The sequence below is a fragment of the Pseudomonas sp. Bout1 genome, assembly GCF_034314165.1.
GTDB lineage: Bacteria > Pseudomonadota > Gammaproteobacteria > Pseudomonadales > Pseudomonadaceae > Aquipseudomonas.
In genome coordinates, this window is the sequence record NZ_JAVIWK010000001.1 from 5,108,567 (window position 1) to 5,133,311 (window position 24,745).

Consider the following 24,745-nt stretch of genomic DNA (forward strand, 5'->3'; position numbering starts at 1 on the left):
CGCACCTGGTTTCACGGAGGATTGAATATGCTGTTGTTGTGGATACTGGTTCTGGTGGTGGGCATTGCCTACCTGGCCCACCGGCGCATCGCGCCCTTGCCCGCCATCGGCGTGGTCGCCGTGTACCTGCTGGCGATGGGTGCCTTCAGCCACGCACCCGGCTGGTTACTGCTGATCTTCTGGGTGCTGGTCGCCGTGGTGGCCGCCCCGCTGCTGCTGCCGGACCTGCGCCGCAAGTACTTCACCGCGCCGCTGTTCAACTGGTTCCAGAAAGTCCTGCCGCCGATGTCCGAGACCGAGCGCGACGCCATCGATGCCGGCACCGTGTGGTGGGACGGCGAGCTGTTCAGCGGCCGCCCCGATTGGGACAAGTTGCTGGCCTACCCCAAGGCGCAACTGACCGAAGAAGAACAAGCCTTCATCGACGGCCCCACCGAAGAACTGTGCGCCATGGTCACCGACTGGGAAATCGGCCAGGCCATGGACCTGCCGCCTGCCGCCTGGGAACACATCAAGCAGCATGGCTTTTTTGCCCTGATCATCCCCAAGGAATTCGGCGGCAAGGGTTTCTCCGCCTACGCCCACTCCCAGGTCGCGATGAAACTGGCAACCCGCAGCGGCGACCTCGCCTCCACGGTCATGGTGCCCAACTCACTGGGCCCCGCCGAATTGCTGCTGCACTACGGCACCGACGAACAACGCAACCATTACCTGCCACGCCTGGCCCGTGGCGACGACATCCCGTGTTTTGCCCTGACCGGCCCGCTGGCCGGCTCCGATGCCGGTTCCATGCCCGACACCGGGGTGATCTGCAAAGGCGAATGGGAAGGCAAGGAAACTCTGGGCCTGCGCCTGAACTGGGAAAAGCGCTACATCACCCTCGGCCCGGTGGCGACCTTGCTCGGCCTGGCCTTCAAGGCCCATGACCCGGACCACCTGCTGGGCGACGTAGAAGACCTGGGCATCAGCCTCGCGCTGATTCCCACCGACACCCCGGGCGTTGACATTGGCCGTCGTCACCTGCCACTGGGCGCCGCGTTCATGAATGGGCCCAACTCCGGCAAGGACGTGTTCATTCCCCTGGAGTTCCTGATCGGTGGCCAGGAAATGCTCGGCAAAGGCTGGATGATGCTGATGAACTGCCTGTCGGTAGGCCGTTCGATTTCCCTGCCAGCGGTCGGCACCGGTGCGGCCAAGTTCACCAGCCTGGTAACTGGCCAATATGCCCAGGTGCGCGAGCAGTTCAACGTACCGCTGGCGGCGTTTGAAGGTATCCAGGAAGCCCTGGCGCGCATCGGCGGCAACGCGTGGCTAATGGACAGCGCGCGGATGCTCACCGCCAACGCCGTCGACCTGGGGGAAAAGCCTTCGGTGCTGTCGGCGATCCTCAAGTACCACCTGACCGAACGCGGCCGCGAGTGCATCAGCCATGCCATGGACGTGCACGGCGGCAAGGGCATCATCATGGGCCCCAACAACTATTTGGGCCGTAGCTGGCAAGGCGCGCCTATCTTCATCACCGTGGAAGGCGCGAATATCCTCTCGCGCAACCTGATGATCTTCGGCCAGGGTGCGATTCGCTGCCATCCGTTTGTACTCAAGGAGATGGCCCTGGCTGGCCGTGATGACCACGACCAGGCGCTGAAGGAATTCGACGGCCTGCTGTTGCAACACATCGGTTTTGCCGTGAGCAATGCCGCCAGCACCCTGGTGTTGAACCTCGGTTTTGGTCATTTCGAAAAGGCTCCGGGTAACCGCTTGAGCCAGGGCTATTTCCGCGCACTCAACCGTCAGGCCGCGGCATTTGCGATGCTGGCAGACCTGAGCATGATGCTGCTGGGCGGCGAGTTGAAACGTCGCGAACGCCTGTCGGCGCGCCTCGGTGATGTGTTGAGCCACATGTACCTGGCATCGGCAGCGCTCAAGCGTTATCACGACCTGGATTCGCCCGACCATCTGGAACCGCTGTTCGCCTGGGCCATGGAAGAAAGCCTCGGCCATTCCGAGCGTGCACTGGATGAACTGCTGACCAACTTCCCGAGCAAGGTGCTGGGCTGCTTGTTGCGAGTGATCGTGTTCCCGTTCGGCCGTCGCCATAAGGGCCCGTCCGATCAGCTGGATGCTGAAGTCGCGGCCGTACTCGGTCGTGCCAAGGGTGATCCGGCCCTGGAAGCAGTGCTGGCTGGCTGCTACCGCCCGCAATCGGCCGATGACCCGGTGGGCGCGCTGCAACATGCCTACGATCTCTTGGCCGCCAGCCATCCGTTGCAGAAAAAACTCCACGAAGGCCTCAAGAGCGGCCAGGTCAAACCTGCCGCAGGCGAACACGCCATCGACGCCGCGCTGCATGCCGGCGTGCTGCAACCGGCCGAGGCGCAGACCCTGCGTGACGCCGAAGCGGCGCGGCGCAAGGTGATCGACGTGGATGATTTCAGCAAGGAAGAACTGAGCCAGGCCGAGGGGAAAGTCCGCTGATCCCAGCGGTCATATAAAAACGGGCGCTTGAGCTATATACTCTCGCGCCCGTTTTGCTCTTGAGGACTTATCTCGTGTCCAATGTCGTTGCCGATCATCTCGTCTTGCTCGACCACCTGCGCAGCATCCTGGTAGCCGTCGGCGAAGCCGAACAGGTTCCCGAGGAAAGCCACCTTCTGTTCCTGGAGCGCTTCGATGAACTGCGCGCCCTGCTGCCGATCGACCCGATCGAAAGCCAGTACCTGGGCCAGGACATGATGAGCCAGGTCATCCTGCGCTACCCGCAGATTGCTCACCTGGTACCGCGCGACCTGCTGTGGTTCTTCGGTGGCGACTGCCTGCATTTCATGCCCGATGACGAACTGGACCTGTATCAGGCCTTGGAAGAACGTCGCTTCGAAGCTGAACAGAACGACGAACCGTTCGACTGGAACCAGGAAAAGCAGCTGTTGGCCATGTCCAACGACCAGCCAAAGCACTGATCTGTAATGTGCTGAGGGGCTTACTGTGGTGAGCGGGCTTGCCCCGCGCTGGGCTGCAAAGCAGTCCCCCATCAAGATCACATCATTCTTTTAGACAGATCGAGGCGGCAGGCTTTAGGGCCGCTTCGCAGCCCAGCGCGGGGCAAGCCCGCTCACCACAAAAACCGCCTCATCACAAAAAGCCTCCTCGGCACCTATCGTTTATGCAGCGTCGGCTCTTTAGCCATGCACTCCACCAGGTAATCAATAAACACCCGCAGCTTCGGCGGCAGATACCGGGTGGGTGAATGCAGCAACCACGCATCCCCGTGGTACGACGCAATAAAATCCCACCCCGGCAACACCTGCACCACCTCCCCCGCTTCCAGCGCATGGCGCGCCGTGAAATACGGCAAGCTGCCAACCCCCACATGCTGCAACACCGCATCCAGCCGCACCCCGGTGTGATTGGCCGCGTACCGTCCACGCACGCCGACCGTCACCGCCTTGCTGCCCTGGCGAAACTTCCAGCGCGCATCCCCCGGCGTCTCGCCCAGGTAGATGCAACTGTGCTCCAGCAAATCATGGGGGTGCTGCGGTGTACCGTGCTGCGCCAGGTATTGCGGCGTGGCGCAGATCAAGTGTTCGATGGGCAACAATTGGCGCCCCACCAACCCCGGCGGCGGGCTGTCGGTGATGCGGATGCTCAGGTCGACATTGTCATCAATCAGGTCCACGTGCCGGTCCTCCAGGATCAACTGCACATCGACCTTGGGGTAACGCCGCAGAAACTCCGGCATATGCGGATGCACCACAAAACGCCCCACTGCCTTGGGCACGCTGACCCGCACCAGCCCTTCGGCCTCGTGGGTGTACTGCCCGCTGATTTCCATCACCGAACGCGCCGCGCTGACCATTTCCTGGCAACGCTTGAACACCTCTTCGCCGCCTTCGCTCAGGCGCAGCTTGCGCGTGGTGCGTTGCAGCAGGCGAGTGGCCAGGGCTTTTTCAAGGCGCGAGATGCTGCGGCTCACGGATGACGGCGATGCGCCCAGCTGCCGTGCGGCTTCAGAGAAGCTGCCAGTTTCCACCACCTTGACGAAAATCGCCATTTCGCCCAGCAACGGCAAAGGAAGATTGATGCTCATGACGCACAAGTCCATTGAGATTTGAATGGATTATCACCCATTGGCGCACTTCTTATACTGCCCGATAGAAACCCTGATGCGGATGTAAATGATGACCCAGCGCCTGTTTTTTACCCATGACCACCTGAATGCCGAACTTGAAGTGCTGGGATGCACGCCTCATGAGAACCAATTTGCAGTGATCCTGCTGTCAACCATCTTCCATCCCCAAGGCGGCGGCCAGCCATCCGACACCGGCTGGCTGGGCGAAAGCCACGTGCTGAAGGTGGTGCAGGAAGGCGATCACGTCGTGCATTACGTCGACCGCCCCGTGGCGCCCGGCGCGATACAGGCACGCGTCGATGACGAGCGCCGCAGCCTGCACACGCGCCTGCATTCGGCCGGACACCTGATCGGCAATGCCGGCGAAACCCTGGGCTGGATGCCGATCAAAGCCCATCACTGGCCGGGCGAAGGCAAGATCACCTTTATTCGCGGCACTTCGGCCCAAACCATGGATGCCGAGGCGATTCAGCAGCAAGTCGACCAATGGATCGCGGCCAATCTGCCACGCCATATGGCACTGCAGGACGGCACGCGGGAAGTAGGCTTTGGCGACCTGCCGGCCTATGCCTGCGGCGGGACGCATGTGCAGGCGTTGGCAGAGGTGGGCCAAGTGAAGATCCTGGCCCTCTCAGAGAAAAAAGGCGCCTTGTCGGTGCGCTACAGCCTGGACTGACTAAACCGCAATCGCCCCCGCCCTGCCCGGCTCCACCACAAACGACTTGAGGGTCGAGACGCTGGCATTCGGGTCCCGTGGATCGGAAATCACCCTGAAGTTTGTCAGCATGCTCTTCTCCTCAAGCGCCACTGAGACATAGCCGCGCTGGCGGCTGTCGAAAAACTTCACATGGGGGTTGAGCGGCAGTATCGAGTTGAAGGCGTCAAACGGTGGCCCGTCGGAGGTCACCGAGGTGCCGACAAACTCGGTGGCAATCACCCTGGACTGCGGGTCATTGGCGTCGGCATGCAGGTCGGTGGTCCAGAACGAATGAATATCACCGCCCCAGAACACCGGGTTGCTCAAGCGCCTGCGCTCGATAGACGCCAGTACCCGCTCACGCGTCGCCATGTAGCCGTCCCAACCATCGGTCCAACGACCCAACGCCTGACTTTGCGGGTTGCGCTGGGTAAGCGGCGCCACCAGCAAATCCTGGGCGATCACGTTCCACTGTGCCGTAGAGTGCGCAAAGCTCTTGTCCAGCCACGCTTCCTGCTCCCAGCCAAGCATGGTGCGCTGGGGATTGCGCAGATCAACGCAGCTGTCATCGGCAACATGTCCCTTATGACTGCCGTTGGCCGTAATACACGGCTGCTCGGAGCGATACTCTCGACCGTCCAACACGTGAAAACGCGCCAACCGGCCGTAGTCCAGCTGCCGATAGATACGCATGTCGGGCCCACGGGGCAAGCTACTGGCCCGTAACGGCATATGCTCATAAAACGCCTGGTACGCCGCCGCGCGACGCTTGAGAAACGCCGCTACCGGAACATGGGCATCCTGGGACCACTGGTTGGCGTAGTCGTTTTGCACTTCATGATCATCCCAAGTCGCCACACTGGGCGCGGCCGCGTGTAACGCCTGCAAATCCGGATCGGTCTTGTACAGGGCATAGCGGTTGCGATACCCGGCAAGGTCCGAGGCCTCGCCACTGCCGTGGGGGCGAATAATCTTGCTCGAGCCCTCGGCGTAGGAATATTCATAAATGTAATCGCCGAGGAAAAACACCATATCCGGTTGCTCTGCGGCCAAATGGCGGTAGGCGCTGAAGTAGCCTTGCTCCCAATGGGAACAGGAGACAAACCCCAGCCTGGCTGACGCCATGGCATGTGCCGCCGGTGCGGTGCGCGACTGCCCCACCGGGCTTTGTGCACCAAGCCCTTCAAACTGATACCAGTACGGTCGACCCGCTTCCAGCCCGGCGACTTCCACATGCACTGAATGGGCAAAACGCTCGTTGGCGATTACCTCGCCCTGGCGTACCACGCGTGTCATCGCCGCATCGCTGGCCACCTTCCAACGTACCGGCACCGCCCGGCTCAAGCCGCCGCTACCGTCGGCCGCATTGAACAACGGCGCAAGGCGCGTCCAGATCACGAACCCATCCGGCAAGGGGTCACCTGAAGCCACGCCCAGGGTAAAGGGATAGTCGACACCGGCACTGCGGGCGAACGGGCTCAGGATCGAAAACGCGGTGGCAACCGCCAACCCGCTCAGTATTCGACGGCGGTCGTGATTCACGCTCATCAACCGCGCTCCTTCCAGTCTTCCCGCACCTGCCCGAACACCAGCATGTCTTCATGCACCCCGTTCTTCAGAAACGCGCCGCGCATGCAGCCTTCGTAACGCAGGCCGATTTTCTGCATGACCCGCGCCGACTCCTTGTTGCGGCTGAAGCACTGACTACCGACACGATGCAGTTCCAGTTGTGCAAAACCAAAGTCCATCACTGCGGTGGCCGCTTCGGCTGCATACCCCAGATTGCGACAGTGCGCCGCCACCCAACCGCCCAGATGCCCGTAGTGATGGGCCGAAGAAACTCTGAGGCTGACAATGCCGATCAGCTCATCCGTGTCACGCAGATGCATGCCGAGGTTCAACAGACCAGTGCGGTATTTTTCTTCCAAGCCCTCAATAAACGTCAGTGCCGTTTCCAACGTGTAAGGCGACGGAATCGCTGCGGTGTTATCGGCAATCAGCGGCCCGTTGGCGAGCGTGCAAAGCGTCTCGGCCTGATCCTTTTGCAGCGCCCTCAACAGCAAACGCGGGGTAGATAAATTCGGCAGTGCAGTGCTCATGCGGGGAGACTCGCGAAATAAATTCTCCAAGAATGTACGCACACCGTGTCAGTTTCATTACGTAGCAAAATAGACCGGGCAGTCGTCTGTAAGACCCGTCCTAGAGCCTTAAAACCTTAAATTAAAGTTAACCATTCGGTCATTTTTGGTTGCTAGCGTGTCGCCCCTAATCAACTGCGGGGTAGCGGAATGAGAACTTGGGATGAACCCAAAAAGCGCAAGGCACACATCGAACTGATCCCGATGATCGACGTGATGATGTTCCTGTTGGTATTTTTTGTACTGGTGAGTTTGAACGTGATTCCGGCCCTGGGCATGAAGACTCAACTGCCGAGCGCCAGCAGTTCACAGCAGCTCAAGCCGCAGAATAAATTCATCCTGACCCTGGGCCTGGAAGGCCAGTTGCAACTCGATGGCAAGGACCTGGCGGTCGACGCGTTGGTGCCTGCACTCAAGGCCGCCGAGAAGCCCGACACCAAGTCGACGATCATCGTCAACAGCGACAAAGGCGTGGAAGTATCGCGCCTGGTCGAGGTGATGGACACCCTGCGCATGGGTGGCTTTACCTCCGTCTCCATCGCCACGAAAAAGTCCTGATCATGTATGCCTTGTTTCGTGCGCGTCGGCTGCTGGGCAGTGTCCCGGCCCTGATCGCCCTGGTGCTGATTGCACTGGGTATCCAGTCCCAACCCTTGAAGATCCAGCCTACGTACGACGAGTCGGCGGTTGAACTCGCGTTGGTCGAGCCCGAGCCGGAAGTGGTGCCAGAACCGGCGGTGGAGCAAGAGCCGCCACCGCCGGTGATCGAGGACGAAGAGGCCGAGCCGGCCCCACCACCGCCTCCACCCAAGCCCGTGCCCAAGCCATTGCCAAAACCTGAGCCCAAGCCAAAACCCGTGCCCAAGCCGGTGGCCACTAAGCCAACGCCAACGCCTGCGCCAGCCCCGGTCGCCGCCAAGCCGATGCAGGCCGTTGCCGCACCCACGCCGGCACCCGCCGCCCCGCCCGCGCCGTCGAAAGTCGACGGCCAGGCCCTGGAAGGCGGCTACCTCAAGGGTTTGCGCAACGAGTTGGACACGTACAAGCAATACCCCACCGGGCGCCAGGCGTCCCTCGAACGTCCCAGTGGCGAGGTGGTGGTTTGGTTAATGGTGGACCGCCAAGGCCGCGTCCTCGACTCCGGGATCCAGACCCCGGGGCCGAGCATGCTGCTCAACCGGGCCGCCACCAACAGCCTGCGCCGTATCAAGCAGGTGAAACCGTTCCCCGAACAAGCCTTCGGCGGACGTAACGAGCAGCGCTTCACCGCCACCTTCAACTACAGCGTGCAATAAGCACCTAACACCGGGACGACACTGATGAGGTTCACGCGCATTCATCTGGCACTTGTTGCCGCGAGTATGGGCCATGGGATGGTCATGGCCGACACGAACGACAGTGACGTCGGCACCATTGGGGTACAGGGGAAGGCCACGGCAGGTGGCGGTTACATGGTGCAGGAAGAGAGCGCCAAGGGCCGCTCGACCATCACCAAGGAAGCGCTGGATAAACAGACGGCCACTGGCAACGCGATCGACAAGCTCAAGTACACCCCGGGGCTGAACATCTCCAGCGAAGACAACACCGGCCTCTCGGGTTTCCGCTTCACCATGCGCGGCATGAACTCCGACCAGGTGGGCATGTCGGTGGACGGCATGCCGATCAACGACTCCGGCAACTACGCGCTGTACTCCAACCTGTTGGGCGACCCGGAAAACATCGACCAGATTTTCGTCACCCAAGGCTCGTCGGAAGCCGACGGCCCGCACATCGGTTCCAGCGGCGGCAACATTGGTATCGTGACCATTCGCCCCACCAAGGAAACCGGTGCCTTCGTCAAACAGGTAGCGGGCAGCAATGGCACCTTCAAGACCTTCGCACGCCTGAACACCGGCGAAGTCAACGGCTTGAGCAACTGGCTGTCGGCCTCCCACACCGAAGGCCAGATGTGGCGCGGCTCGGGTGCCGTGCGGGCGGACAAGGTGGAGTGGAACAGCTTCTTCGACGCCGGCAACGGCAACACCGCCAACCTGATTCTCAAGTACCACGAGCAGGACAACAACAGTTATAGCCAACTGACCAAGTCGCAGTTCCAGCAGTACGGCCGCAAGTACGACCCATACCCGGCAACACCGGCCGTGGGCGCCAATGGCAAGGTCAGCAGCTACTACGACCTGGCGCAGAACCCGTTCCAGACCTTCACAGCCGTGCTCAACACCCAGTACAAGTTGAGCGACAACCTGTCCCTCTCGGTGATCCCGTATTACTACTACGGCAACGGCAGCGGCGTGGGCTCCTCCGCGTACGCGCTGAACAGCGGCTCGAACAAGGGCGGCGTTTTCGACCTTGGCAACCTGCCGACGCAGGCCCAATACAACGCCGACGGCTCCTCCACCACCGGCGTCTACTACCGCCCTTCGCGCACCCAGACCTGGCGCCCAGGCATCACCACCAAGCTGAACTGGGACCTGGGCGACCACAGCCTGCAGTTCGGCTACTGGTACGAACGCGCCCGCCAAAGCCAGACCCAACCGTTCATTGCCCTCAAGAACAACGGCAAGCCAAGCGACACCTGGCCGGACGGCAATTCCGTGGTCGACGCCAACGGCAACACGGTACAGGGCCGCGACCGATACACCGTGACCCCGGCGCAAAAAGTCTGGGCCCAGGACACCTGGTATATCAACTCGGACTGGACGCTGATAGGCGGCCTGGCCTTCATGAATGTCGAGCGTGAGGGCACCAACCACGGCAGCCTCACCGAGCAACCGGGCAAGGCCAGCCAGACCTACAACAAATTGCTGCCCAACGCCGGCCTGAAATACCAGATCGACGAGCGTGACCAGTTGTTCTACAGCCTGTCGCGCAACATGCGCATTCCGCAAAACTACGTGCTGTACGACAAGGGCGTCGGCTCCCTCGACTCCAAGCCGGAACTCAGCTGGAACCAGGAACTGGGTTGGCGCTACACCGGCGAAGACAGCACCCTCGCCGCCACCCTGTTCTACATGCAGTTCAAAAATCGCCAGCTCACCTCTCTGGACAGCAACGGTGATTCGGCCGACATCAACGCCGGCACCGTCATCAACAAAGGCCTGGAGCTGGAGTGGAGCGGCAAGCTGGCGCACAACTTCAACTACTACACCTCCTACACCTACACCAGTTCCGAACAGCAGGACGACCTGACGGTGTACAGCGCCGGCAAGCCGATCGTATTGCCCACCAGCGGCAAGCAGTTCGCCAACGTGCCGAAGAACATGCTGGCAGCCAACATCGGGTATGACGACGGACGCTTCTACGGCACCTTCGGCGGCAAGTTCACCAGCAAACTCTATGGCGACCTGACCAACGATGAGGCCATCTCGGCGCGCACCATTTTCAACCTCGGCGCCGGTATCTACCTGCCGGTGGACAAGAAGGTGGTCAAGGACGCAACCCTGCGCCTGAACGTCGACAACCTGTTTGACAAGAAGTACCTGGACGGCGTGTACACCACCAAGACCAACTCGGCGAGCTACAGCGGTTTCCGCGACGGCGACCCGGCTTACATCGTTGGCCTGGACCGTACCGTCACGGTTTCCCTGGAAGCGAATTTCTAACTGCGAGGCTTACGATCATGGACATGGACCTGCTTCACCAAATCACCTTTTATGTGATGTACGCCGCGCTGGCGATTGCGATCTTCATCACCATCGAACGCGGCATTTACTTCGCCTACGTGCGTCGCCAGGCCCGCGCACTGACTGAAGTGCTCGGCGCCCACGTGCACAGCGAGCGCGACCTGCCGCAAAGCCTGACCCGCCGTGACAGCCTGCCGCTTGGCATGGTGTTGCCGATCCTGGCGCAGAAGGCTTCCCATGGTTCGCGCAAGGACCTGGACGACGAAATCGAAACCCAGTACCTCAAGACCCGTGCGCCGCTGTCCCGCAGCCTGTGGATCATCGAAACCATCACTACGGCCGCCCCATTGCTGGGCTTGCTGGGCACCATCCTCGGCATCATCGACACCTTCAAGGCCCTGGCAACCGCGGGCGTGTCCGACCCGGGGCAGATTTCCGGTGGCATCGGTACGGCCTTGTTCGCCACGGGTTTGGGTATCGCCATCGCGCTGTTCTGCGTGGTGTTCCACAACTTCTTCCAGGACAGCCTGGAGCGCATCAACGACCAACTGAAGATCCTGCTGATCCGCGCCGCAACCGGTGCCCGCGTGCAGGGTGAAGTGCCGCACCTGGTACCGACACCGCTGCAAAGCCGCACTGCGTGACCTTCCCGGGGCGGGCGCATCATGCGCCCGCCCTTTTTCTGCCCGATGAGACGCCTATGTCCATATCGCTGAAATTACGTATCGCCGGCCTTGCAGGCCTGCTCCTCAGTCCGCTTGCCCAGGCGGACTTTTCAATTCCGGGGTTTGAGTTGGTACACACCGTGCCAGTGGACACCCAACTTGGCACCGCCGATCTGCGCCAGCCCGGCCCCGTGTGGATCCAGCTGTTCGACGGCGCGAAAAGCCGCATCGACATCGGCCAGTTCTACGCGGCCGACCATCCTGGCTCGGTGATGGACAGGGTGATTGAACACCTGGAAGCCGCCGGCAAACGTGGGGTGAAAATTCGCTTCCTGCTGGAAGAAAAAGGCGTGCGGCTGTCGGAAGCTTCCACGCTGGACCGGCTGCGGGCGATCCCCAACCTGACCTTTCGCATCCTGCCGTACGGCAAGCTGAGTGGCGGGATCATCCACGCCAAATACATGGTGGTGGACGGCAAGCAGGCGTTTATCGGCAGCCAGAACTTCGACTGGCGTTCGCTGGAGCATATCCACGAAACCGGGCTGTTGATCAGTGATGCAACCGTCGTCGCCCAGACCCAGGCCATTTTTGAACAGGACTGGCAGGCCCAGGCAGCGTTGGCCGGCAACAAGCCTGTCGCCCTGCCCGCCACAGGCGCTACACCGCCGCGCACCGGCAACTACCTGGTAGCCAGCCCCCAACGCTACAACCCGCCGGGTGTGGGTGATTCACAACTGGAACTGCCACGCCTGCTGGGCGAGGCGAAAAAGGAAGTGCGCGTACAACTGCTGGACTACGCGCCGCTGTCCTATGGACCTGACAGAACCCGGCCTTATTACGCAGTAATCGACAACGCAGTGCGTGCGGCGGCGGCGCGTGGGGTGTCGATCAAGTTGATGGTGTCCAACTGGAACACCGAAGCGCTGGAATTGCCGTACCTGAAAAGCCTGGCCGTACTGCCGAATGTCGAGGTCAAGATCGTCACGCTGCCCGAGGCCAGGCAAGGATTTATTCCTTATGCGCGGGTGATTCACAGCAAGACCCTGGAGATTGACGGGCAAGTGGCGTGGGTGGGGACGAGTAACTGGCTGGGCGGCTACCTGGATAACTCGCGCAATCTGGAAGTGGTGATGCGCAGTGAGGCGATGGCCAAGCGCGTGGGAGATTTGCACGAGCAACTGTGGGATGGGCCCTATGCCAAAGCGCTGGAAGTGACGAGCGAGTACCCACAGCCACACCCGGGCAAGCCTTGAACCGTTGCCCGCAAACGGTATGACTTTGCGGGCAATGTCACATTGCCAGATATCCACGCTGCACTTTTTCGCCTTTGCGTTGACCAACCCTGCGTAGTCGCCGATCAATACTCAGGGATGCAGAGCAGGGATGAACAACACACGCAATGGACTGTACGGAGCCGCGCTGCTTTGGGCTGTGATCGGGCTTACAGGTTGTGCCAATTCCATGACCTCCACCGGTGTACCGGGGGTGAAGATGGGCGACAGCTATGAGCAGGTACTTGCCGTGGTCAGCCGCGACAATACGGTGACCAGGAAGATCGACGGGCAGGGATTGCGGGCTGAGGGTTACTCGCAGACGTTCAGGGATTGTCGCAGCACCTATTTTATCTTCCAGGGTGCCGACGGCTTGCAGATGGTCAGCCATGAGCCCGCGCCGCATCTGTCGGTCAGCCAGAACTGCCGCCAGCCATGAGTACTTTACGAGTAATTCCCGCCCTGTTCCTGGTACTGCTCACTGGCTGTGGCCAGGTGTATAACGTGCGCTCCCTCAACACTGCCTATACGGCGCCGCAGTCCGCCGAGACGGCGCGCTTGCGCATTATCAGCGACGGCATGGTGCGCGCGGTGCCAGGGCGTGATTGCCTGGACTGGAATGTCCCGGGCGCGGGGGTGATGGTGTCTGCCAAATCCGGTTTCGCCGACCGCAATGGCGCAACCCTGGGTATGCCAGGGCCGATTTATACGTGGGACGGTGCGGTGTCGTCCGAACTGGTGATTCCGGCGAACACGCCCATTGCCTTTCACTACCTTGGGCTGCCGCAAGGTGGCAGGCAATGTTTCAACACCATGACTTTTATCCCCCAGCCCGGCATGGACTACATGGTGCGCGTGTCCTCGTCCCGCAGTTGCGCGTTCGAGCTGGCGGAACTGCCGAAGGGTGCTGAACGGTGGAACCCGATTGAACCGACGCCGTCGGGAAGACTGTCGATGTGCAACGCGATGGATAACTTCTAGCGGTCCAGGCGCAACGTGGGTTGAGGCGTTGCGCCACGGCCCACAAAAACCGCACAAACAAAAACGCCGATCATTGCTGATCGGCGTTTTTGTTGAATATGGAGCGGGAAACGAGACTCGAACTCGCGACCCCGACCTTGGCAAGGTCGTGCTCTACCAACTGAGCTATTCCCGCAAATGGCGTCCCCTAGGGGACTCGAACCCCTGTTACCGCCGTGAAAGGGCGGTGTCCTAGGCCACTAGACGAAGGGGACACGCTACTGAAACACATGGTGTGTGCTTCAGTGCCCAGAGGCCTCGTCCGAAGACTTGGTCCTGGTTTCACTCAGCGCCGCCCGAGAGCAACACTGCTTAAAAATTGGAGCGGGAAACGAGACTCGAACTCGCGACCCCGACCTTGGCAAGGTCGTGCTCTACCAACTGAGCTATTCCCGCATATGGCGTCCCCTAGGGGACTCGAACCCCTGTTACCGCCGTGAAAGGGCGGTGTCCTAGGCCACTAGACGAAGGGGACACACGTACAACATTCACTCCCTACCGCGTTTCGCTGTGTGCTTTACGCTGTAAGTGGCGCGCATTCTATGGATGGATTGGGAGGTCGTCAACCCCCAAGGATAAATTTATTTAAATCAATGACTTCGCCGTGGTTTACGGGACTTGCAAGGGTTTCTCGCCGTCCAGGCTTTGACGCCTATATTCTGGCGTTCCACAAGGCGCTATAGTTCGCAGTGGCAAATGATGGCAATGTGCATCTACGCAGGGACTGCCTACCTATATAGAAGAAACTACTGGCGCTACTGGTCGCTCAGTCCTATCCGGCCAGTGCCCCAGTCACTACACTTCAACGCAAACCCCATAAAGAGGTCACACCGGTGACACCACTCATGATCACCCTGCTGGTAATAGCCGGGATCGTAATACTGATCGCCATTGGCTACATGAACCACGTGGTGGAAAACAATAAGCTGGAAAAAAACCGGACCCGGATCGAACTCAATGACCGGCTGCGTCGCTGCGGCGAAATCACCGAGACCTTCCCAGGCCAGTTGATGACGCCGCGACTCAAGTTGCTGCTGACCCGCCTGGAGCTCAACGTCAATCAGCGCCTGTTGAACCTGGACAAGTCCAATGCGTCGCTCAAGGCACGTATTGTTGAGCTCAACGCGCTCGTGGCGCAGGGCGAATCAATTCCGGTGAACAACCCGCCCGGCCCGATCCAGACCGAAGCCAAGGCCAAGGACGTACGGTTCCTTCTGGAAGCGTTGCATGGCCAAGTGACCCGTGCGGCCCAGGACGGTTTCCTGCCGACCAATGAAGCCAAGCACTGGATCAAGGAAATCCGCCACATCCTGGTGCTGCTGCACATCGAGTTCTTCAACAACCTCGGCCAGCACGCGCTGCAACAAGGCCAGCCGGGCCAGGCACGCCTGGCGTTCGAGCGCGGCGTGCAGTACCTGCGCAAACAGCCGGAGCCGGTGGTGTATAGCCAGCAGCTGCAATTGCTCGAAAAACAACTGGCGCGTGCCAACTCCATGGTGCTGACCAACATCCAGCCGGCCGAAGACGAGGTCAATGAATTGACCGAAGGCTTGAAAGTGGTGGATGCAGATGCAGACTGGAAGAAGAAAGCTATCTACGACTGATCCCCTGCCATTGTGGTGGGCGGTCAACCCGCTCGCCACATGCCATCACTCTGTACCTATCCCCCTCCCGCCGAATAGCGTAAAAAAGGCTCCCTCTCTCCGTTAACGAAAAGGGCTCCTGCATGCCTGTCGCGCTTATCGATGGACAACCGCTGCACTACCTCGACCAGGGCACCGGCCCGGCCGTTCTCCTCGGTTCCAGCTACCTGTGGGACAGCCAGATGTGGGCGCCGCAGATCGAAGCCCTTTCGCAACAGTACCGGGTGATCGTCCCCGAGTTATGGGGCCACGGCGAGTCCGGCGCATTGCCTGCGAACACCGCTTCGCTGGACGACCTGGCGCGCCAGCACCTGGCCCTGCTGGGTCAGTTGGACATTGCTCAGGTAAACCTCGTCGGTTTGTCGGTCGGCGGCATGTGGGGCGCACGCCTGGCATTGCTGGCACCTGAGCGAATCAACAGCCTGGTGCTGATGGACACCCACTTGGGTGCCGAGCCTGAAGCCACTCGCCAGTACTATTTTTCGCTGTTCAAGATGATCGAAGACGCCGGAGCGATTCCCGAGCCACTGCTGGATGTGGTGGCGCCGATCTTTTTCCGCCCTGGCATCGATCGGGAATCGGCCCTGTACCAAGGCTTTCGCAACGCACTGAAAGCCTTCCCCAAAGAGCGCCTGCTGCAAAGCATCGTGCCCCTGGGCCGGATTATCTTCAGCCGCGACGATGTGCTGGAACAGCTTTCACGCCTCGACGCCGACACCACCCTGGTAATGTGTGGGGAGCAAGACAAGCCAAGGCCACCGGCTGAATCAGAAGAAATGGCGGCCTTGATCGGCTGCATGCTGACGTTGATTCCGGACGCCGGGCATATCTCCAGCCGGGAAAACCCCGACTTCGTCAACGAAGCCCTGCTGACCTTCCTGGCCAACAACGCCTGAGCGCCCTGCCCTTTGATCACCGCAAGCGTGCGGTGATCAAAGGCGAAAGTGCCCAACCATGCCTTTAAGCTCCGTACCCAACTGTGCCAGCTCAATGCTCGACGCCGCATTGCCTTGCATGCTCAACGCCGATTGATCGGCACTCGCACGAATGCTGGTAACGCTGCGATTGATCTCCTCGGCCACCGAGCTTTGCTCTTCTGCCGCCGCAGCAATCTGCTGGTTCATCTGCTGGATCAGCGACACCGCCGCCGCAATGCTGCCCAGGGCACTTTCAGTTTCAAGGGCATCACTGACCGCAAGCTTCACCAACTCACCGCTCTGCTTGATCTGCTGCACTGAAGACTGCGCAGCACTGCGCAACGTACTGACCAACCGTTCGATTTCTTCGGTCGATTGCTGGGTACGCTTGGCCAGCGCCCGAACCTCATCCGCCACCACCGCAAAACCTCGGCCCTGCTCACCTGCCCGTGCCGCCTCGATTGCGGCGTTCAGGGCGAGCAAGTTGGTTTGCTCGGCCACGCTTTTGATCACCTCAAGCACCGTGCCGATATTCTGGATTTCGGCGCTCAGGCTTTCGATGCTGGTACTGGCAGAGGTGGCGGAACTGGCCAGCAACTCGATACGCTGCAAGCTCTGGCGCACCACCTGCTGGCCGCTGTCGACCTTGTCATCTGCCGTCTGCGCAGCCTGGGCCGCTTCCTCGGCATTGCGCGCCACGTCGTGCACGGTGGCGGTCATCTGGTTCATGGCCGTGGCTACTTGCTCGGTCTCTTCCTTTTGGCTGCTGACCTCAATGTTGGTCTGCTCGGTCACACTGGACAACGAATGGGCAGAGCTGGCGAGTTGCTCGATACCCGCCTGCAACCCGCTGACCATACTGCTCAGGCCACTGCTCATCTGTTGCATCGCCAGCATCAACTGGCCCATCTCGTCCCGGCGGCTGACGTCCATGCGCCCGCTGAGATCACCGGCGGCAATTTGCTGGGCCACCGCAATTACGCTGCGCAGCGGTGCAACGATCAACCGGGTAATGATCCAGGCCGCAATCAACCCCATCAGCAGCGCCAGGGCTGAAGAGCCGATGATCAGCAACGCGCTTTTCTTCAACTGCGCCTGCATCGACAGGTCTTCTGCGTCGTAGGCCTGATTGACCCGTGTCACCACCTCGGCGGCACGCTCGTGCAGTTGCTTGTAGACCACCTTTTCCTGGGCCAGCAGCCCGGTGTACTCGCCGAGTTTTTCGCTGAAGGCCGCGATATGCCCGGACACCTCGTTAAGTACGGTTTGGTAGCCTGGGTCCTTGACTGCGGTTTTCAGCTGTTCAACCTGGGCCAGGGCCTGGTCGGCCTGTTCGATCTTGCCTTGCTCGGCGTTCTCGTCATCGCCCTTGCGGCTCTGGTCCAGGCGCACGTGCGCTTCGTTCATGGCTTGCAGCATCAGGCGCGATACCTGGCTGACCTGCCCCGCCTGCTCGATAAATTCGGCGCCTTCCTTGCCCTGGCTTTCCTTGAGGCCATAGGCACCGTCGTCCGCCAGCCCGGCCTGCAACACGTCGAGGTTGTTGGCGACACTGGAGACCGACCAACTGGCCATTTCCAGTGCCAGGTCTTTGGTCTGGGTCAGTTCGACAAACTCGTCGAATGCCTTGCGATACGCCGCCAGCGCCTGCTCTACGTCGGTCATCACCGCAACGTTGGTGGCCGACTGCGCCTTGAGAGTAGCGGCCTGGGCAGCCAACCCGTCGACGCTTTCGTGCAAGGCGTCGACCGACTTGGGGTCGGCATGCAGCGCGTAGTCCTGCTCGATCAAGCGCACCTTGAGCAGGCCACTGTTAAGCGCCGACATGGCTTTAAGGCCCTCGAAGCGCTGGCCGACGGTTTGCAGCGACCACACGCCAATCGCCGCCACCAGTGCCGTCAACAGCAGCACCAAGGCAAAGCCCAAGCCCAGTTTTTTTGCCATACCCAGGTTGGCAAAACGTCGTTGCACGGCAGAAATCATTGCACTTGAGTCCTCTTGCAATGGCGAATGCCATCAAGCCCGGTTTCGATGCAACGAGATTCGCAACCCCGGGGCATTGAACACAAGCGTTTGGCGCCACAATAATGGCAAAAAGCTACATCCTCGTCGTTTTCAGAATGGTAGAGGTCGATCCTGCCGGACCCATGGCCTTGAACAGCGCGAGGGCGCGCCGATCAGCAGCATAGGCTACGTTGATGCGCAGCCAGTCGCTGTGTTCGCCCGTCGGGCTGAAAAGCGCCCCCGGCGACAGCAATACCCCCAGCCGACGAGCCCGTGCCTGCAACGTCGAGCAGTCACCCACGCCAGGGCGCGCCCACAGGAACATGCCACCCGCCGGCACCGCAAACACCTCCCACTCCTCGTCTTCCAGCACCTGCAGGGTCATGGCCATTTCCGCGCCCAGGCGTCGGCGCAGGCGGTGCACCCACTTGCGGTAGGTGCCGTTGGCCAGCAACGTCGCCACCACCGCCTCGGCAAACCGCGACGTGCCGATGCCGGTCAGGGTCTTGACCCTGGCCAGTTGCGCAATGATCGCCCCGCTGGCCGTTAGATACCCCACGCGCAAGGCGCTGCTGAGGGTCTTGGAGAAGCTCGAGATATAGATCACCCGGTCCTCGTGGGGCAACGCCGACAGCCGGGTGCACGTGGCAGGTTGCAGGTCGCCGAAGACGTCTTCCTCGACAATGAAAAAGCCCTGGGAATGGGCCAGTTGCAACAAACGCTCGGCCACCGGCAAGGACAGGCTGGTACCGGTCGGGTTGTGATACAGGCTGTTAATGAACAGGCACTTGGGCCGGTGCCCGCGTAACAGCGCCTCCAGTGCAGGCATGTCCGGGCCGCCACGTGTGCGCGGCACTTCCAGCAGCTTGATGCCGTGGAACGCCAGTAAACGGTAGAGGTTGCCGTACCCTGGGCTTTCTACCACCACGGTGTCGCCGGCCTTGAGCAGCGTACGTATCAGCAGGTCCTGGGCGTGACTTGCGCCCTGGGTGGTGAGGATATGGTCGACCTGGGTTGCAACGTGGATGTGGGACAGGCGCTTGAGCAACTGTTCGCGCAGGGCCGGTAAGCCCAGCGGGGTGCTGTAGTTAAAGACGGCGGCAGTATCAGTACGGGTGACTTCACGAATCGCGTAGCTGATGTCATCGCTCTCGCGCCAGGTGTCCGGCAGCCAACCGCACCCCAGCTTCAACTCACCCAGTTGATTGTCGGTGAAGACGCCCCACCCGGACTCGGCCCCCTCATACCATTGGTTTTCGCTACTCGGACCTTTGACGGTGCAAGGCTCGGCCACGAAGAAACCCGCACCGTGCCTGGAGGCCAGCACGCCCTGGGCAACCATCCGCTCAAACGCCTCAATGACGCTGGACTGACTGAGCAGGTTGTCGCGGGCCAGTTGCCGCACCGAGGGCAACCGCGTCCCCGGGCTGGCCCCGCTCTCGCGAATCCAGGCGGCCAACGCGCTGACGATTTGCTGCACCACCGGTACAAGGGCTTGTCGATCGATCCCTAAATCCATGAGCCACTCACTTAAACTGTTGTCATTTAACCCAAACCAGTTAAGCACAGAAGCTCGATGACAGCCGTGGTGAACATTTATTAAATCATTGATTTAATTGAATTATTTACCTACTGATACACATTCAACCAAGGCATCTGGCCACCTGCGGAAAAGCCTCACAGCGCCTCCAACGCTTTTCTGAATGGTATCAGCGCCAGTTCCTAAATCGCCGTTGCACCACCGTCCACCGCCAATGCCTGGCCTGTGGTAAATGCCGCACCGTCGCTGCACAGATAAAGCACGGCGCTGGCGATTTCCTCGACCTTGCCGATACGCCCGACCGGGTGCATGGCGGCAGCAAATTCGGCTTTGCGCGGGTCGGCCTCATAGGCACGGCGGAACATATCGGTGTCGATCACTGCCGGGCATACTGCGTTGACGCGAATTTTCTTTTTCGCGTACTCGATCGCCGCCGATTTGGTCAGGCCGATCACCGCGTGCTTGGACGCGGCGTAGATACTCATCTTCGGCGCGGCCCCGAGGCCAGCCACCGACGCGGTGTTGACGATGGCACCACCGCCCTGAGCCAGCAGCAACGGCAATTGATACTTCATGCACAACCACACACCCTTGACGTTGACGCCCATGATTGCGTCGAACTCGTCCAGGCTGCCGTCGGCCAACTTGCCCTTCTCGATCTCGATCCCGGCATTGTTGAACGCGTAGTCCAGGCGGCCATAGGCGGCCACGGTGTGCTGCATCAACTGCTGTACATCTGCCTCAAGGGTGACATTGCAGCGCACAAACACCGCTTCGCCACCGGCCTGATGAATCAGCGCCACGGTGCCCTCGCCGCCCGCCACATCCAGGTCGGCGACCACGACTTTCAAGCCTTCAGCGGCGAACGCCAGCGCGGTGGCGCGGCCGATGCCGGCGGCCGCGCCGGTCACCAGGGCGACCTGGCCGGAAAATGTCATGCTCATGCTGATGTCCTTCGATGGGAGGCTGGATGACCCCAGTCTAGCCAGCGCCGCCATGGGCGTGGCAGCACTATCAAACCCCCGGTTGGCGAACCATGAGCCGCAGTGATAACGGCACCGGCGCCACTATCATCACAGTGGATCGACGGGCATTCGCAGTGCCCGCGAACCTTGCCGGTGCGGCCCGAAGGGTCTATCACTCAAGGTCCACTTCTCAAGAGTCCCTGCCATGACTGCCCAGACCAACCGCCAATTCCTGCTCGCCAAACGCCCGGTCGGCGCTGCCACGCGGGACACCTTCACCTACCAGGAAGTGCCGGTGGGCACGCCCCAGGACGGCCAGGTGCTGGTGCACAACGAATACCTGTCTTTGGACCCGGCCATGCGTGGCTGGATGAACGAGGGCAAATCCTACATTCCGCCAGTAGGTATCGGCGAAGTCATGCGCGCCTTGGGCGTAGGCAAGGTGATCGCTTCGAACAACCCGAAATTTGCCGTGGGGGATTACGTCAATGGCGCCCTGGGCGTGCAGGATTACTTCCTCGGCGAGCCGCGAGGTTTCTACAAGGTCGACCCGAAACTGGCACCTTTGCCGCGCTATCTATCAGCGTTGGGGATGACCGGCATGACGGCCTACTTCGCCCTGCTGGACACCGGTGCACCCAAGGCCGGCGATACCGTGGTGATTTCCGGCGCGGCCGGTGCGGTGGGCAGCATTGCCGGGCAGATTGCCAAGATCAAGGGCTGCCGCGTGGTGGGCATTGCCGGCGGTGCCGACAAATGCAAGTTCCTGGTGGATGAGCTGGGTTTTGATGCGGCCATCGACTACAAGAACGAGGACGTGCATGCCGGCCTCAAGCGCGAATGCCCGAAAGGTGTGGACGTGTATTTCGATAACGTTGGCGGAGACATTCTCGACGCGGTACTCAGCCGCCTGGCGTTGAAAGCGCGCGTGGTGATCTGCGGCGCCATCAGCCAGTACAACAATAAGGAAGCCGTGAAAGGGCCGGCCAACTACCTGTCATTGCTGGTCAATCGTGCGCGCATGGAAGGGTTCGTGGTGATGGACCACGCGGCGAATTTTGCCGCCGCCGGGCAGGAGATGGCCGGCTGGATGGCTCAGGGAAAGCTCAAGAGCAAGGAAGATATTGTCGAGGGGCTGGAGACGTTCCCGGAAACATTGATGAAGCTGTTCAACGGCGAGAACTTTGGGAAATTGGTACTGAAAGTCAGCTGACCGTTCTGCACACACGATTAATGTGGGAGCCAGCCTTGCCCACGATGCAGGCGACTCGGTGTTTCAGTGATACCGAGGCGATGCTATCGCAGGCAAGCCAGCCCCCACAGAGGCCGTGGCCGCTTTAGTCAGGCGATCTCGGCAACCACCGCCGCCAGTGCCTTGGCCGGGTCGGCCGCCTGGCTGATCGGGCGACCGATCACCAGGTAATCGGAACCGGCGTCCAGGGCCTGGCGCGGCGTGAGGATGCGCCGCTGGTCATCCTGGGCGCTGCCCGCCGGGCGAATCCCGGGGGTCACCAGTTGCAGCGACGGGTGGGCCGCCTTCAGCGCCTGGGCTTCCAGCGCCGAACACACCAGGCCGTCCAGGCCAGCCTTTTGCGCCAGCGCGGCAAGGCGCAACACTTGTTCCTGTGGCTCGATGTCCAGGCCGATGCCGGCCAGGTCTTCCCGTTCCATGCTGGTCAGCACGGTCACGCCAATCAACAGCGGCTTGGGGCCGCTGCGCTGATCGAGAACTTCACGGCAAGCGGCCATCATGCGCAAACCGCCGGAGCAGTGTACGTTGACCATCCACACGCCCATTTCGGCGGCAGCCTTGACGGCCATCGCGGTGGTGTTAGGGATGTCGTGGAATTTCAGGTCGAGGAACACCTCGAAGCCTTTGTCACGCAACGTGCCGACAATTTCTGCGGCGCAACTGGTGAACAGTTCCTTGCCAACCTTGACGCGGCACAGCTTGGGGTCCAACTGGTCAGCCAGCTTCAGTGCGGCGTCACGGGTGGGGTAATCCAGGGCGACGATGATAGGAGTCTGGCAGACGGACATTGGAATGGGCTCTCAGGCAAGTCGAAATCGGCGCGGATTGTAGCGCAAGCAGCGCGTTTGCGGGATCCGATGATCGGTAATTAACGATTTAGCCGCCAGATTGCGGGCCTTCAGGCAATTGTGTCAAAACCGATACATTCCCGACATGCCTGCAATACCCCCAAAGATTAGCCTCGCACACGTGAACCGCCGTACAGAACTTCCAGCCCCGAGGCTGGGCGCCTATGCTGAACGCAACAACCTCGCCGCCGACCTTCGGCCCGGCGGCCAACCAGGTAGATGATCGCACCATGCAAACCCTGACTCCTGTGCTGAATGACGATCAAAAAGGCTCGCTCCCGGGTGACGACAAGCGCTGGAACACTCGCGCGCTGATCGTCGACGACGACCTGCCGATCCGCGAACTGCTGATCGATTACCTGGCACGCTTCAATATCCTCGCCAGCGGCGTGACCGATGGCGCCGCCATGCGCCAGGCCATGCAAGCCGAAACCTTCGACGTGGTGGTGCTCGACCTGATGCTGCCCGGCGAAGACGGTTTGTCACTGTGCCGCTGGCTGCGGGCGGAATCGGACATCCCGATCCTGATGCTCACCGCCCGCTGCGAACCCACCGACCGCATCATCGGCCTGGAACTGGGGGCCGACGACTACATGTCCAAGCCCTTCGAGCCCCGTGAGCTGGTGGCACGCATCCAGACCATCCTGCGCCGGGTGCGTGATGACCGCACCGAGCAACGCGCAAATATCCGCTTCGACAACTGGCGCCTCAACAGCGTGCTGCGCCAACTGGTGGCCGACGACGGCCTGGTGGTGCCGCTGTCCAACGCCGAGTTCCGTTTGCTGTGGGTATTCATCGAACGCCCACGTCGGGTGCTGAGTCGCGAACAGTTGCTGGACGCGGCACGCGGTCGCTCCATCGAGGCGTTTGATCGCAGCATCGACCTGCTGGTGTCGCGCCTGCGACAAAAGCTTGGGGATGACCCCAAGGCTCCGCAGTTGATCAAGACCGTGCGCGGCGAAGGCTACCTGTTCGACGCCCGGGATATCGGCTGATGCGCAACGCCTTCAACACCCTGTTCGGGCGGCTGTTCGGTGTGTTGCTGGTGGCGATTGTGCTGGCCCATGTGCTGGCAATTTTCTGGTTTCACCACTACGGTCCGCCGCCGCCACCGCCCCACGAGACCTTCATCGAGCAACCGGACGGCACCCTGACGCCCATGCCCAAGGAGCATCGTCGTCCGTGGTTCGGTGGGCCTGTGGTACCGCTGACCTTCCAGTTCATTTCGCTGATCGTCGCCGCCTGGTACGGCGCCAAGTTACTCAGCCGGCCGATCCAGCGCCTGAGCGCCGCAGCCGAGCGCCTGAGCCTGGATCTGGACAGCCCGCCATTAAATGAGTCCGGCCCACGGGAAGCGCGGCAAGCGGCGTCGACCTTCAACCTGATGCAAAAGCGCATCCGCGAACAGGTCACCCAGCGCGCCCGCATGCTTGGCGCCGTGTCCCACGACCTGCGCACACCGCTGTCACGGCTCAAGCTGCGCCTGGAACAGATCGAAGACACCAAGCTGCAAGGCCAGATGCGCCAGGACCTGGACGACATGATCGGCATGCTCGACGCCACCCTGAGCTACCTGCACGAGCAACGCACCAGCGAAACCCGGCATTGGCTGGATGTGCAGGCGCTGGTGGAATCCTTGAGTGAAAACGCCCAGGACCGGGGCTCCGACGTGCAATGCAGTGGTGCATGCACGCCGCTGCAGGTGCAACCGATGGCCCTGCGCTCCTGCCTCAATAACCTGATCGACAATGCCTTGCGGTATGCCGGCACGGCGCGCATCGAACTGGCAGACAGCCCGCAGGCGCTGGTGATCAAGGTGATCGATCATGGGCCGGGGATTGCGGCGGATAAACGTGAAGCGGTGTTTGAGCCGTTTTATCGGCTGGAAGGCTCGCGCAACCGTAACTCCGGCGGCGTGGGCCTGGGCATGACCATTTCCAAGGAAGCGGTTGAGCGCCTCGGTGGGCGGCTGAACCTGGAGGAAACCCATGGCGGTGGCCTGACGGCAGTGATGTGGCTGCCCAGGGCTTGAGCCATAC

The 24,745-nt window shown here is 61.1% G+C and carries 22 protein-coding genes, 4 tRNA genes and 1 pseudogene; 15 read left to right on the top strand and 12 right to left on the bottom strand.

The annotated features are described in order from the left end of the window. Positions 1-27 precede the first annotated feature (27 nt). Positions 28-2,475 carry an acyl-CoA dehydrogenase gene (locus RGV33_RS23505; protein WP_322146383.1) on the top strand — a complete coding sequence of 816 codons (2,448 nt, stop codon included), beginning with the start codon at positions 28-30 and terminating at the stop codon, positions 2,473-2,475. 74 nt (positions 2,476-2,549) lie between these two features. Continuing rightward, on the top strand, positions 2,550-2,957 hold the full coding sequence (locus RGV33_RS23510) for a PA2817 family protein (RefSeq protein ID WP_003217220.1): 408 nt from the start codon (positions 2,550-2,552) through the stop codon (positions 2,955-2,957). A gap of 194 nt (positions 2,958-3,151) precedes the next feature. Here the strand turns inward: RGV33_RS23510 and RGV33_RS23515 are convergent, their stop codons facing one another. Then, the gene (locus RGV33_RS23515) at positions 3,152-4,084 is read right to left on the bottom strand and encodes a LysR family transcriptional regulator (RefSeq protein ID WP_322146385.1); all 933 of its coding nucleotides are present in this window, start codon (positions 4,082-4,084) and stop codon (positions 3,152-3,154) included. A gap of 91 nt (positions 4,085-4,175) precedes the next feature. On the opposite strand from RGV33_RS23515, the gene RGV33_RS23520 reads away from it, so the two are divergent. Next, a complete protein-coding gene (locus RGV33_RS23520; RefSeq protein ID WP_322146387.1) occupies positions 4,176-4,802 on the top strand; it encodes an alanyl-tRNA editing protein in 627 nt (208 codons plus the stop codon). On the opposite strand, the gene RGV33_RS23525 is transcribed toward RGV33_RS23520, so the two are convergent. After that, the gene (locus tag RGV33_RS23525; protein WP_322146389.1) at positions 4,803-6,371 is read right to left on the bottom strand and encodes an alkaline phosphatase D family protein; all 1,569 of its coding nucleotides are present in this window, start codon (positions 6,369-6,371) and stop codon (positions 4,803-4,805) included. After that, positions 6,371-6,922, bottom strand: a complete 552-nt coding sequence (locus tag RGV33_RS23530; RefSeq protein ID WP_322146391.1) for a GNAT family protein — start codon at positions 6,920-6,922, stop codon at positions 6,371-6,373. The genes RGV33_RS23525 and RGV33_RS23530 overlap by 1 nt, the downstream gene beginning before the upstream one ends. Before the next feature lie 189 nt (positions 6,923-7,111). Between RGV33_RS23530 and RGV33_RS23535 the strand changes: the two genes are divergently transcribed. The 7 genes from RGV33_RS23535 to RGV33_RS23565 all read left to right on the top strand — a co-directional run bounded on the left by RGV33_RS23535 (position 7,112) and on the right by RGV33_RS23565 (position 13,498). Further along, complete coding sequence (locus RGV33_RS23535) at positions 7,112-7,519, top strand: biopolymer transporter ExbD (RefSeq protein WP_322146393.1); 408 nt, start codon at positions 7,112-7,114, stop codon at positions 7,517-7,519. A 2-nt stretch (positions 7,520-7,521) separates the two neighbouring features. After that, the gene (locus RGV33_RS23540) at positions 7,522-8,256 is read left to right on the top strand and encodes an energy transducer TonB (protein ID WP_322146395.1); all 735 of its coding nucleotides are present in this window, start codon (positions 7,522-7,524) and stop codon (positions 8,254-8,256) included. A 24-nt stretch (positions 8,257-8,280) separates the two neighbouring features. Next, complete coding sequence (locus RGV33_RS23545; RefSeq protein WP_322146397.1) at positions 8,281-10,560, top strand: TonB-dependent receptor; 2,280 nt, start codon at positions 8,281-8,283, stop codon at positions 10,558-10,560. Between the two features lie 17 nt (positions 10,561-10,577). After that, complete coding sequence (locus RGV33_RS23550) at positions 10,578-11,225, top strand: MotA/TolQ/ExbB proton channel family protein (protein ID WP_322146399.1); 648 nt, start codon at positions 10,578-10,580, stop codon at positions 11,223-11,225. A gap of 56 nt (positions 11,226-11,281) precedes the next feature. Beyond that, on the top strand, positions 11,282-12,499 hold the full coding sequence (locus RGV33_RS23555; protein WP_322146401.1) for a phospholipase D-like domain-containing protein: 1,218 nt from the start codon (positions 11,282-11,284) through the stop codon (positions 12,497-12,499). 130 nt (positions 12,500-12,629) lie between these two features. Then, positions 12,630-12,956: a hypothetical protein gene (locus RGV33_RS23560; RefSeq protein ID WP_322146403.1), complete on the top strand. Its 327-nt coding sequence runs from the start codon at positions 12,630-12,632 to the stop codon at positions 12,954-12,956. Then, positions 12,953-13,498 carry a hypothetical protein gene (locus tag RGV33_RS23565; protein WP_322146405.1) on the top strand — a complete coding sequence of 182 codons (546 nt, stop codon included), beginning with the start codon at positions 12,953-12,955 and terminating at the stop codon, positions 13,496-13,498. The genes RGV33_RS23560 and RGV33_RS23565 overlap by 4 nt, the downstream gene beginning before the upstream one ends. Before the next feature lie 99 nt (positions 13,499-13,597). Here the strand turns inward: RGV33_RS23565 and RGV33_RS23570 are convergent. The 4 genes from RGV33_RS23570 to RGV33_RS23585 all read right to left on the bottom strand — a co-directional run bounded on the left by RGV33_RS23570 (position 13,598) and on the right by RGV33_RS23585 (position 14,012). Then, positions 13,598-13,673 (bottom strand) — tRNA-Gly (locus RGV33_RS23570). Between the two features lie 3 nt (positions 13,674-13,676). Further along, positions 13,677-13,752: transfer RNA gene (locus tag RGV33_RS23575), tRNA-Glu, on the bottom strand. A 105-nt stretch (positions 13,753-13,857) separates the two neighbouring features. After that, positions 13,858-13,933 (bottom strand) — tRNA-Gly (locus RGV33_RS23580). A gap of 3 nt (positions 13,934-13,936) precedes the next feature. Further along, positions 13,937-14,012, bottom strand: a tRNA-Glu gene (locus RGV33_RS23585). Positions 14,013-14,382: 370 nt separating this feature from the next. Between RGV33_RS23585 and RGV33_RS23590 the strand changes: the two genes are divergently transcribed. After that, entirely contained in the window at positions 14,383-15,141 is a 759-nt protein-coding gene (locus RGV33_RS23590) for a hypothetical protein (RefSeq protein WP_322146407.1), read from the top strand. 122 nt (positions 15,142-15,263) lie between these two features. Then, on the top strand, positions 15,264-16,076 hold the full coding sequence (locus RGV33_RS23595; RefSeq protein WP_322146409.1) for an alpha/beta fold hydrolase: 813 nt from the start codon (positions 15,264-15,266) through the stop codon (positions 16,074-16,076). Positions 16,077-16,112: 36 nt separating this feature from the next. Here the strand turns inward: RGV33_RS23595 and RGV33_RS34340 are convergent, their stop codons facing one another. The 4 genes and pseudogenes from RGV33_RS34340 to RGV33_RS23610 all read right to left on the bottom strand — a co-directional run bounded on the left by RGV33_RS34340 (position 16,113) and on the right by RGV33_RS23610 (position 20,585). Then, on the bottom strand, positions 16,113-16,994 hold the full coding sequence (locus RGV33_RS34340; protein WP_416152134.1) for a methyl-accepting chemotaxis protein: 882 nt from the start codon (positions 16,992-16,994) through the stop codon (positions 16,113-16,115). After that, positions 16,974-18,080 (bottom strand): annotated as a pseudogene (locus RGV33_RS34345) (HAMP domain-containing protein); the annotation flags it as partial. The gene RGV33_RS34340 and the pseudogene RGV33_RS34345, both read right to left, overlap by 21 nt. A gap of 115 nt (positions 18,081-18,195) precedes the next feature. Then, positions 18,196-19,620: a PLP-dependent aminotransferase family protein gene (locus tag RGV33_RS23605; protein ID WP_322146413.1), complete on the bottom strand. Its 1,425-nt coding sequence runs from the start codon at positions 19,618-19,620 to the stop codon at positions 18,196-18,198. Positions 19,621-19,823: 203 nt separating this feature from the next. Beyond that, positions 19,824-20,585: an SDR family oxidoreductase gene (locus RGV33_RS23610; RefSeq protein ID WP_322146415.1), complete on the bottom strand. Its 762-nt coding sequence runs from the start codon at positions 20,583-20,585 to the stop codon at positions 19,824-19,826. Between the two features lie 226 nt (positions 20,586-20,811). On the opposite strand from RGV33_RS23610, the gene RGV33_RS23615 reads away from it, so the two are divergent. Beyond that, positions 20,812-21,819, top strand: coding sequence for an NADP-dependent oxidoreductase (locus RGV33_RS23615; protein WP_076015253.1), 1,008 nt, complete (start codon positions 20,812-20,814; stop codon positions 21,817-21,819). A 128-nt stretch (positions 21,820-21,947) separates the two neighbouring features. On the opposite strand, the gene pyrF is transcribed toward RGV33_RS23615, so the two are convergent. Then, positions 21,948-22,646: an orotidine-5'-phosphate decarboxylase gene (gene pyrF / locus RGV33_RS23620; protein WP_149411479.1), complete on the bottom strand. Its 699-nt coding sequence runs from the start codon at positions 22,644-22,646 to the stop codon at positions 21,948-21,950. 290 nt (positions 22,647-22,936) lie between these two features. On the opposite strand from pyrF, the gene RGV33_RS23625 reads away from it, so the two are divergent. Both RGV33_RS23625 and RGV33_RS23630 read left to right on the top strand, forming a co-directional pair. Further along, on the top strand, positions 22,937-23,701 hold the full coding sequence (locus RGV33_RS23625; protein ID WP_322148727.1) for a response regulator transcription factor: 765 nt from the start codon (positions 22,937-22,939) through the stop codon (positions 23,699-23,701). Beyond that, positions 23,701-24,738 carry a sensor histidine kinase gene (locus tag RGV33_RS23630; protein WP_322146418.1) on the top strand — a complete coding sequence of 346 codons (1,038 nt, stop codon included), beginning with the start codon at positions 23,701-23,703 and terminating at the stop codon, positions 24,736-24,738. The genes RGV33_RS23625 and RGV33_RS23630 overlap by 1 nt, the downstream gene beginning before the upstream one ends. Positions 24,739-24,745: the final 7 nt, after the last annotated feature.

Excerpts from the sequence above, each read along its gene's own strand:
- RGV33_RS23610 (WP_322146415.1), bottom strand. The coding sequence starts at position 20,585 with ATGAGCATGACATTTTCCGGCCAGGTCGCCCTGGTGACCGGCGCGGCC.
- RGV33_RS23625 (WP_322148727.1), top strand. The coding sequence starts at position 22,937 with ATGCAAACCCTGACTCCTGTGCTGAATGACGATCAAAAAGGCTCGCTC.
- RGV33_RS23555 (WP_322146401.1), top strand. The coding sequence starts at position 11,282 with ATGTCCATATCGCTGAAATTACGTATCGCCGGCCTTGCAGGCCTGCTC.
- RGV33_RS23605 (WP_322146413.1), bottom strand. The coding sequence starts at position 19,620 with ATGGATTTAGGGATCGATCGACAAGCCCTTGTACCGGTGGTGCAGCAA.
- RGV33_RS23515 (WP_322146385.1), bottom strand. The coding sequence starts at position 4,084 with ATGAGCATCAATCTTCCTTTGCCGTTGCTGGGCGAAATGGCGATTTTC.
- RGV33_RS23545 (WP_322146397.1), top strand. The coding sequence starts at position 8,281 with ATGAGGTTCACGCGCATTCATCTGGCACTTGTTGCCGCGAGTATGGGC.
- RGV33_RS23535 (WP_322146393.1), top strand. The coding sequence starts at position 7,112 with ATGAGAACTTGGGATGAACCCAAAAAGCGCAAGGCACACATCGAACTG.
- RGV33_RS23565 (WP_322146405.1), top strand. The coding sequence starts at position 12,953 with ATGAGTACTTTACGAGTAATTCCCGCCCTGTTCCTGGTACTGCTCACT.
- RGV33_RS23505 (WP_322146383.1), top strand. The coding sequence starts at position 28 with ATGCTGTTGTTGTGGATACTGGTTCTGGTGGTGGGCATTGCCTACCTG.
- RGV33_RS23615 (WP_076015253.1), top strand. The coding sequence starts at position 20,812 with ATGACTGCCCAGACCAACCGCCAATTCCTGCTCGCCAAACGCCCGGTC.
- RGV33_RS23530 (WP_322146391.1), bottom strand. The coding sequence starts at position 6,922 with ATGAGCACTGCACTGCCGAATTTATCTACCCCGCGTTTGCTGTTGAGG.
- RGV33_RS23590 (WP_322146407.1), top strand. The coding sequence starts at position 14,383 with ATGATCACCCTGCTGGTAATAGCCGGGATCGTAATACTGATCGCCATT.
- RGV33_RS23595 (WP_322146409.1), top strand. The coding sequence starts at position 15,264 with ATGCCTGTCGCGCTTATCGATGGACAACCGCTGCACTACCTCGACCAG.
- RGV33_RS23520 (WP_322146387.1), top strand. The coding sequence starts at position 4,176 with ATGACCCAGCGCCTGTTTTTTACCCATGACCACCTGAATGCCGAACTT.
- RGV33_RS23540 (WP_322146395.1), top strand. The coding sequence starts at position 7,522 with ATGTATGCCTTGTTTCGTGCGCGTCGGCTGCTGGGCAGTGTCCCGGCC.
- RGV33_RS23630 (WP_322146418.1), top strand. The coding sequence starts at position 23,701 with ATGCGCAACGCCTTCAACACCCTGTTCGGGCGGCTGTTCGGTGTGTTG.
- RGV33_RS23525 (WP_322146389.1), bottom strand. The coding sequence starts at position 6,371 with ATGAGCGTGAATCACGACCGCCGTCGAATACTGAGCGGGTTGGCGGTT.
- RGV33_RS34340 (WP_416152134.1), bottom strand. The coding sequence starts at position 16,994 with ATGCTGGCGATGCAACAGATGAGCAGTGGCCTGAGCAGTATGGTCAGC.
- RGV33_RS23550 (WP_322146399.1), top strand. The coding sequence starts at position 10,578 with ATGGACATGGACCTGCTTCACCAAATCACCTTTTATGTGATGTACGCC.
- RGV33_RS23560 (WP_322146403.1), top strand. The coding sequence starts at position 12,630 with ATGAACAACACACGCAATGGACTGTACGGAGCCGCGCTGCTTTGGGCT.
- pyrF (WP_149411479.1), bottom strand. The coding sequence starts at position 22,646 with ATGTCCGTCTGCCAGACTCCTATCATCGTCGCCCTGGATTACCCCACC.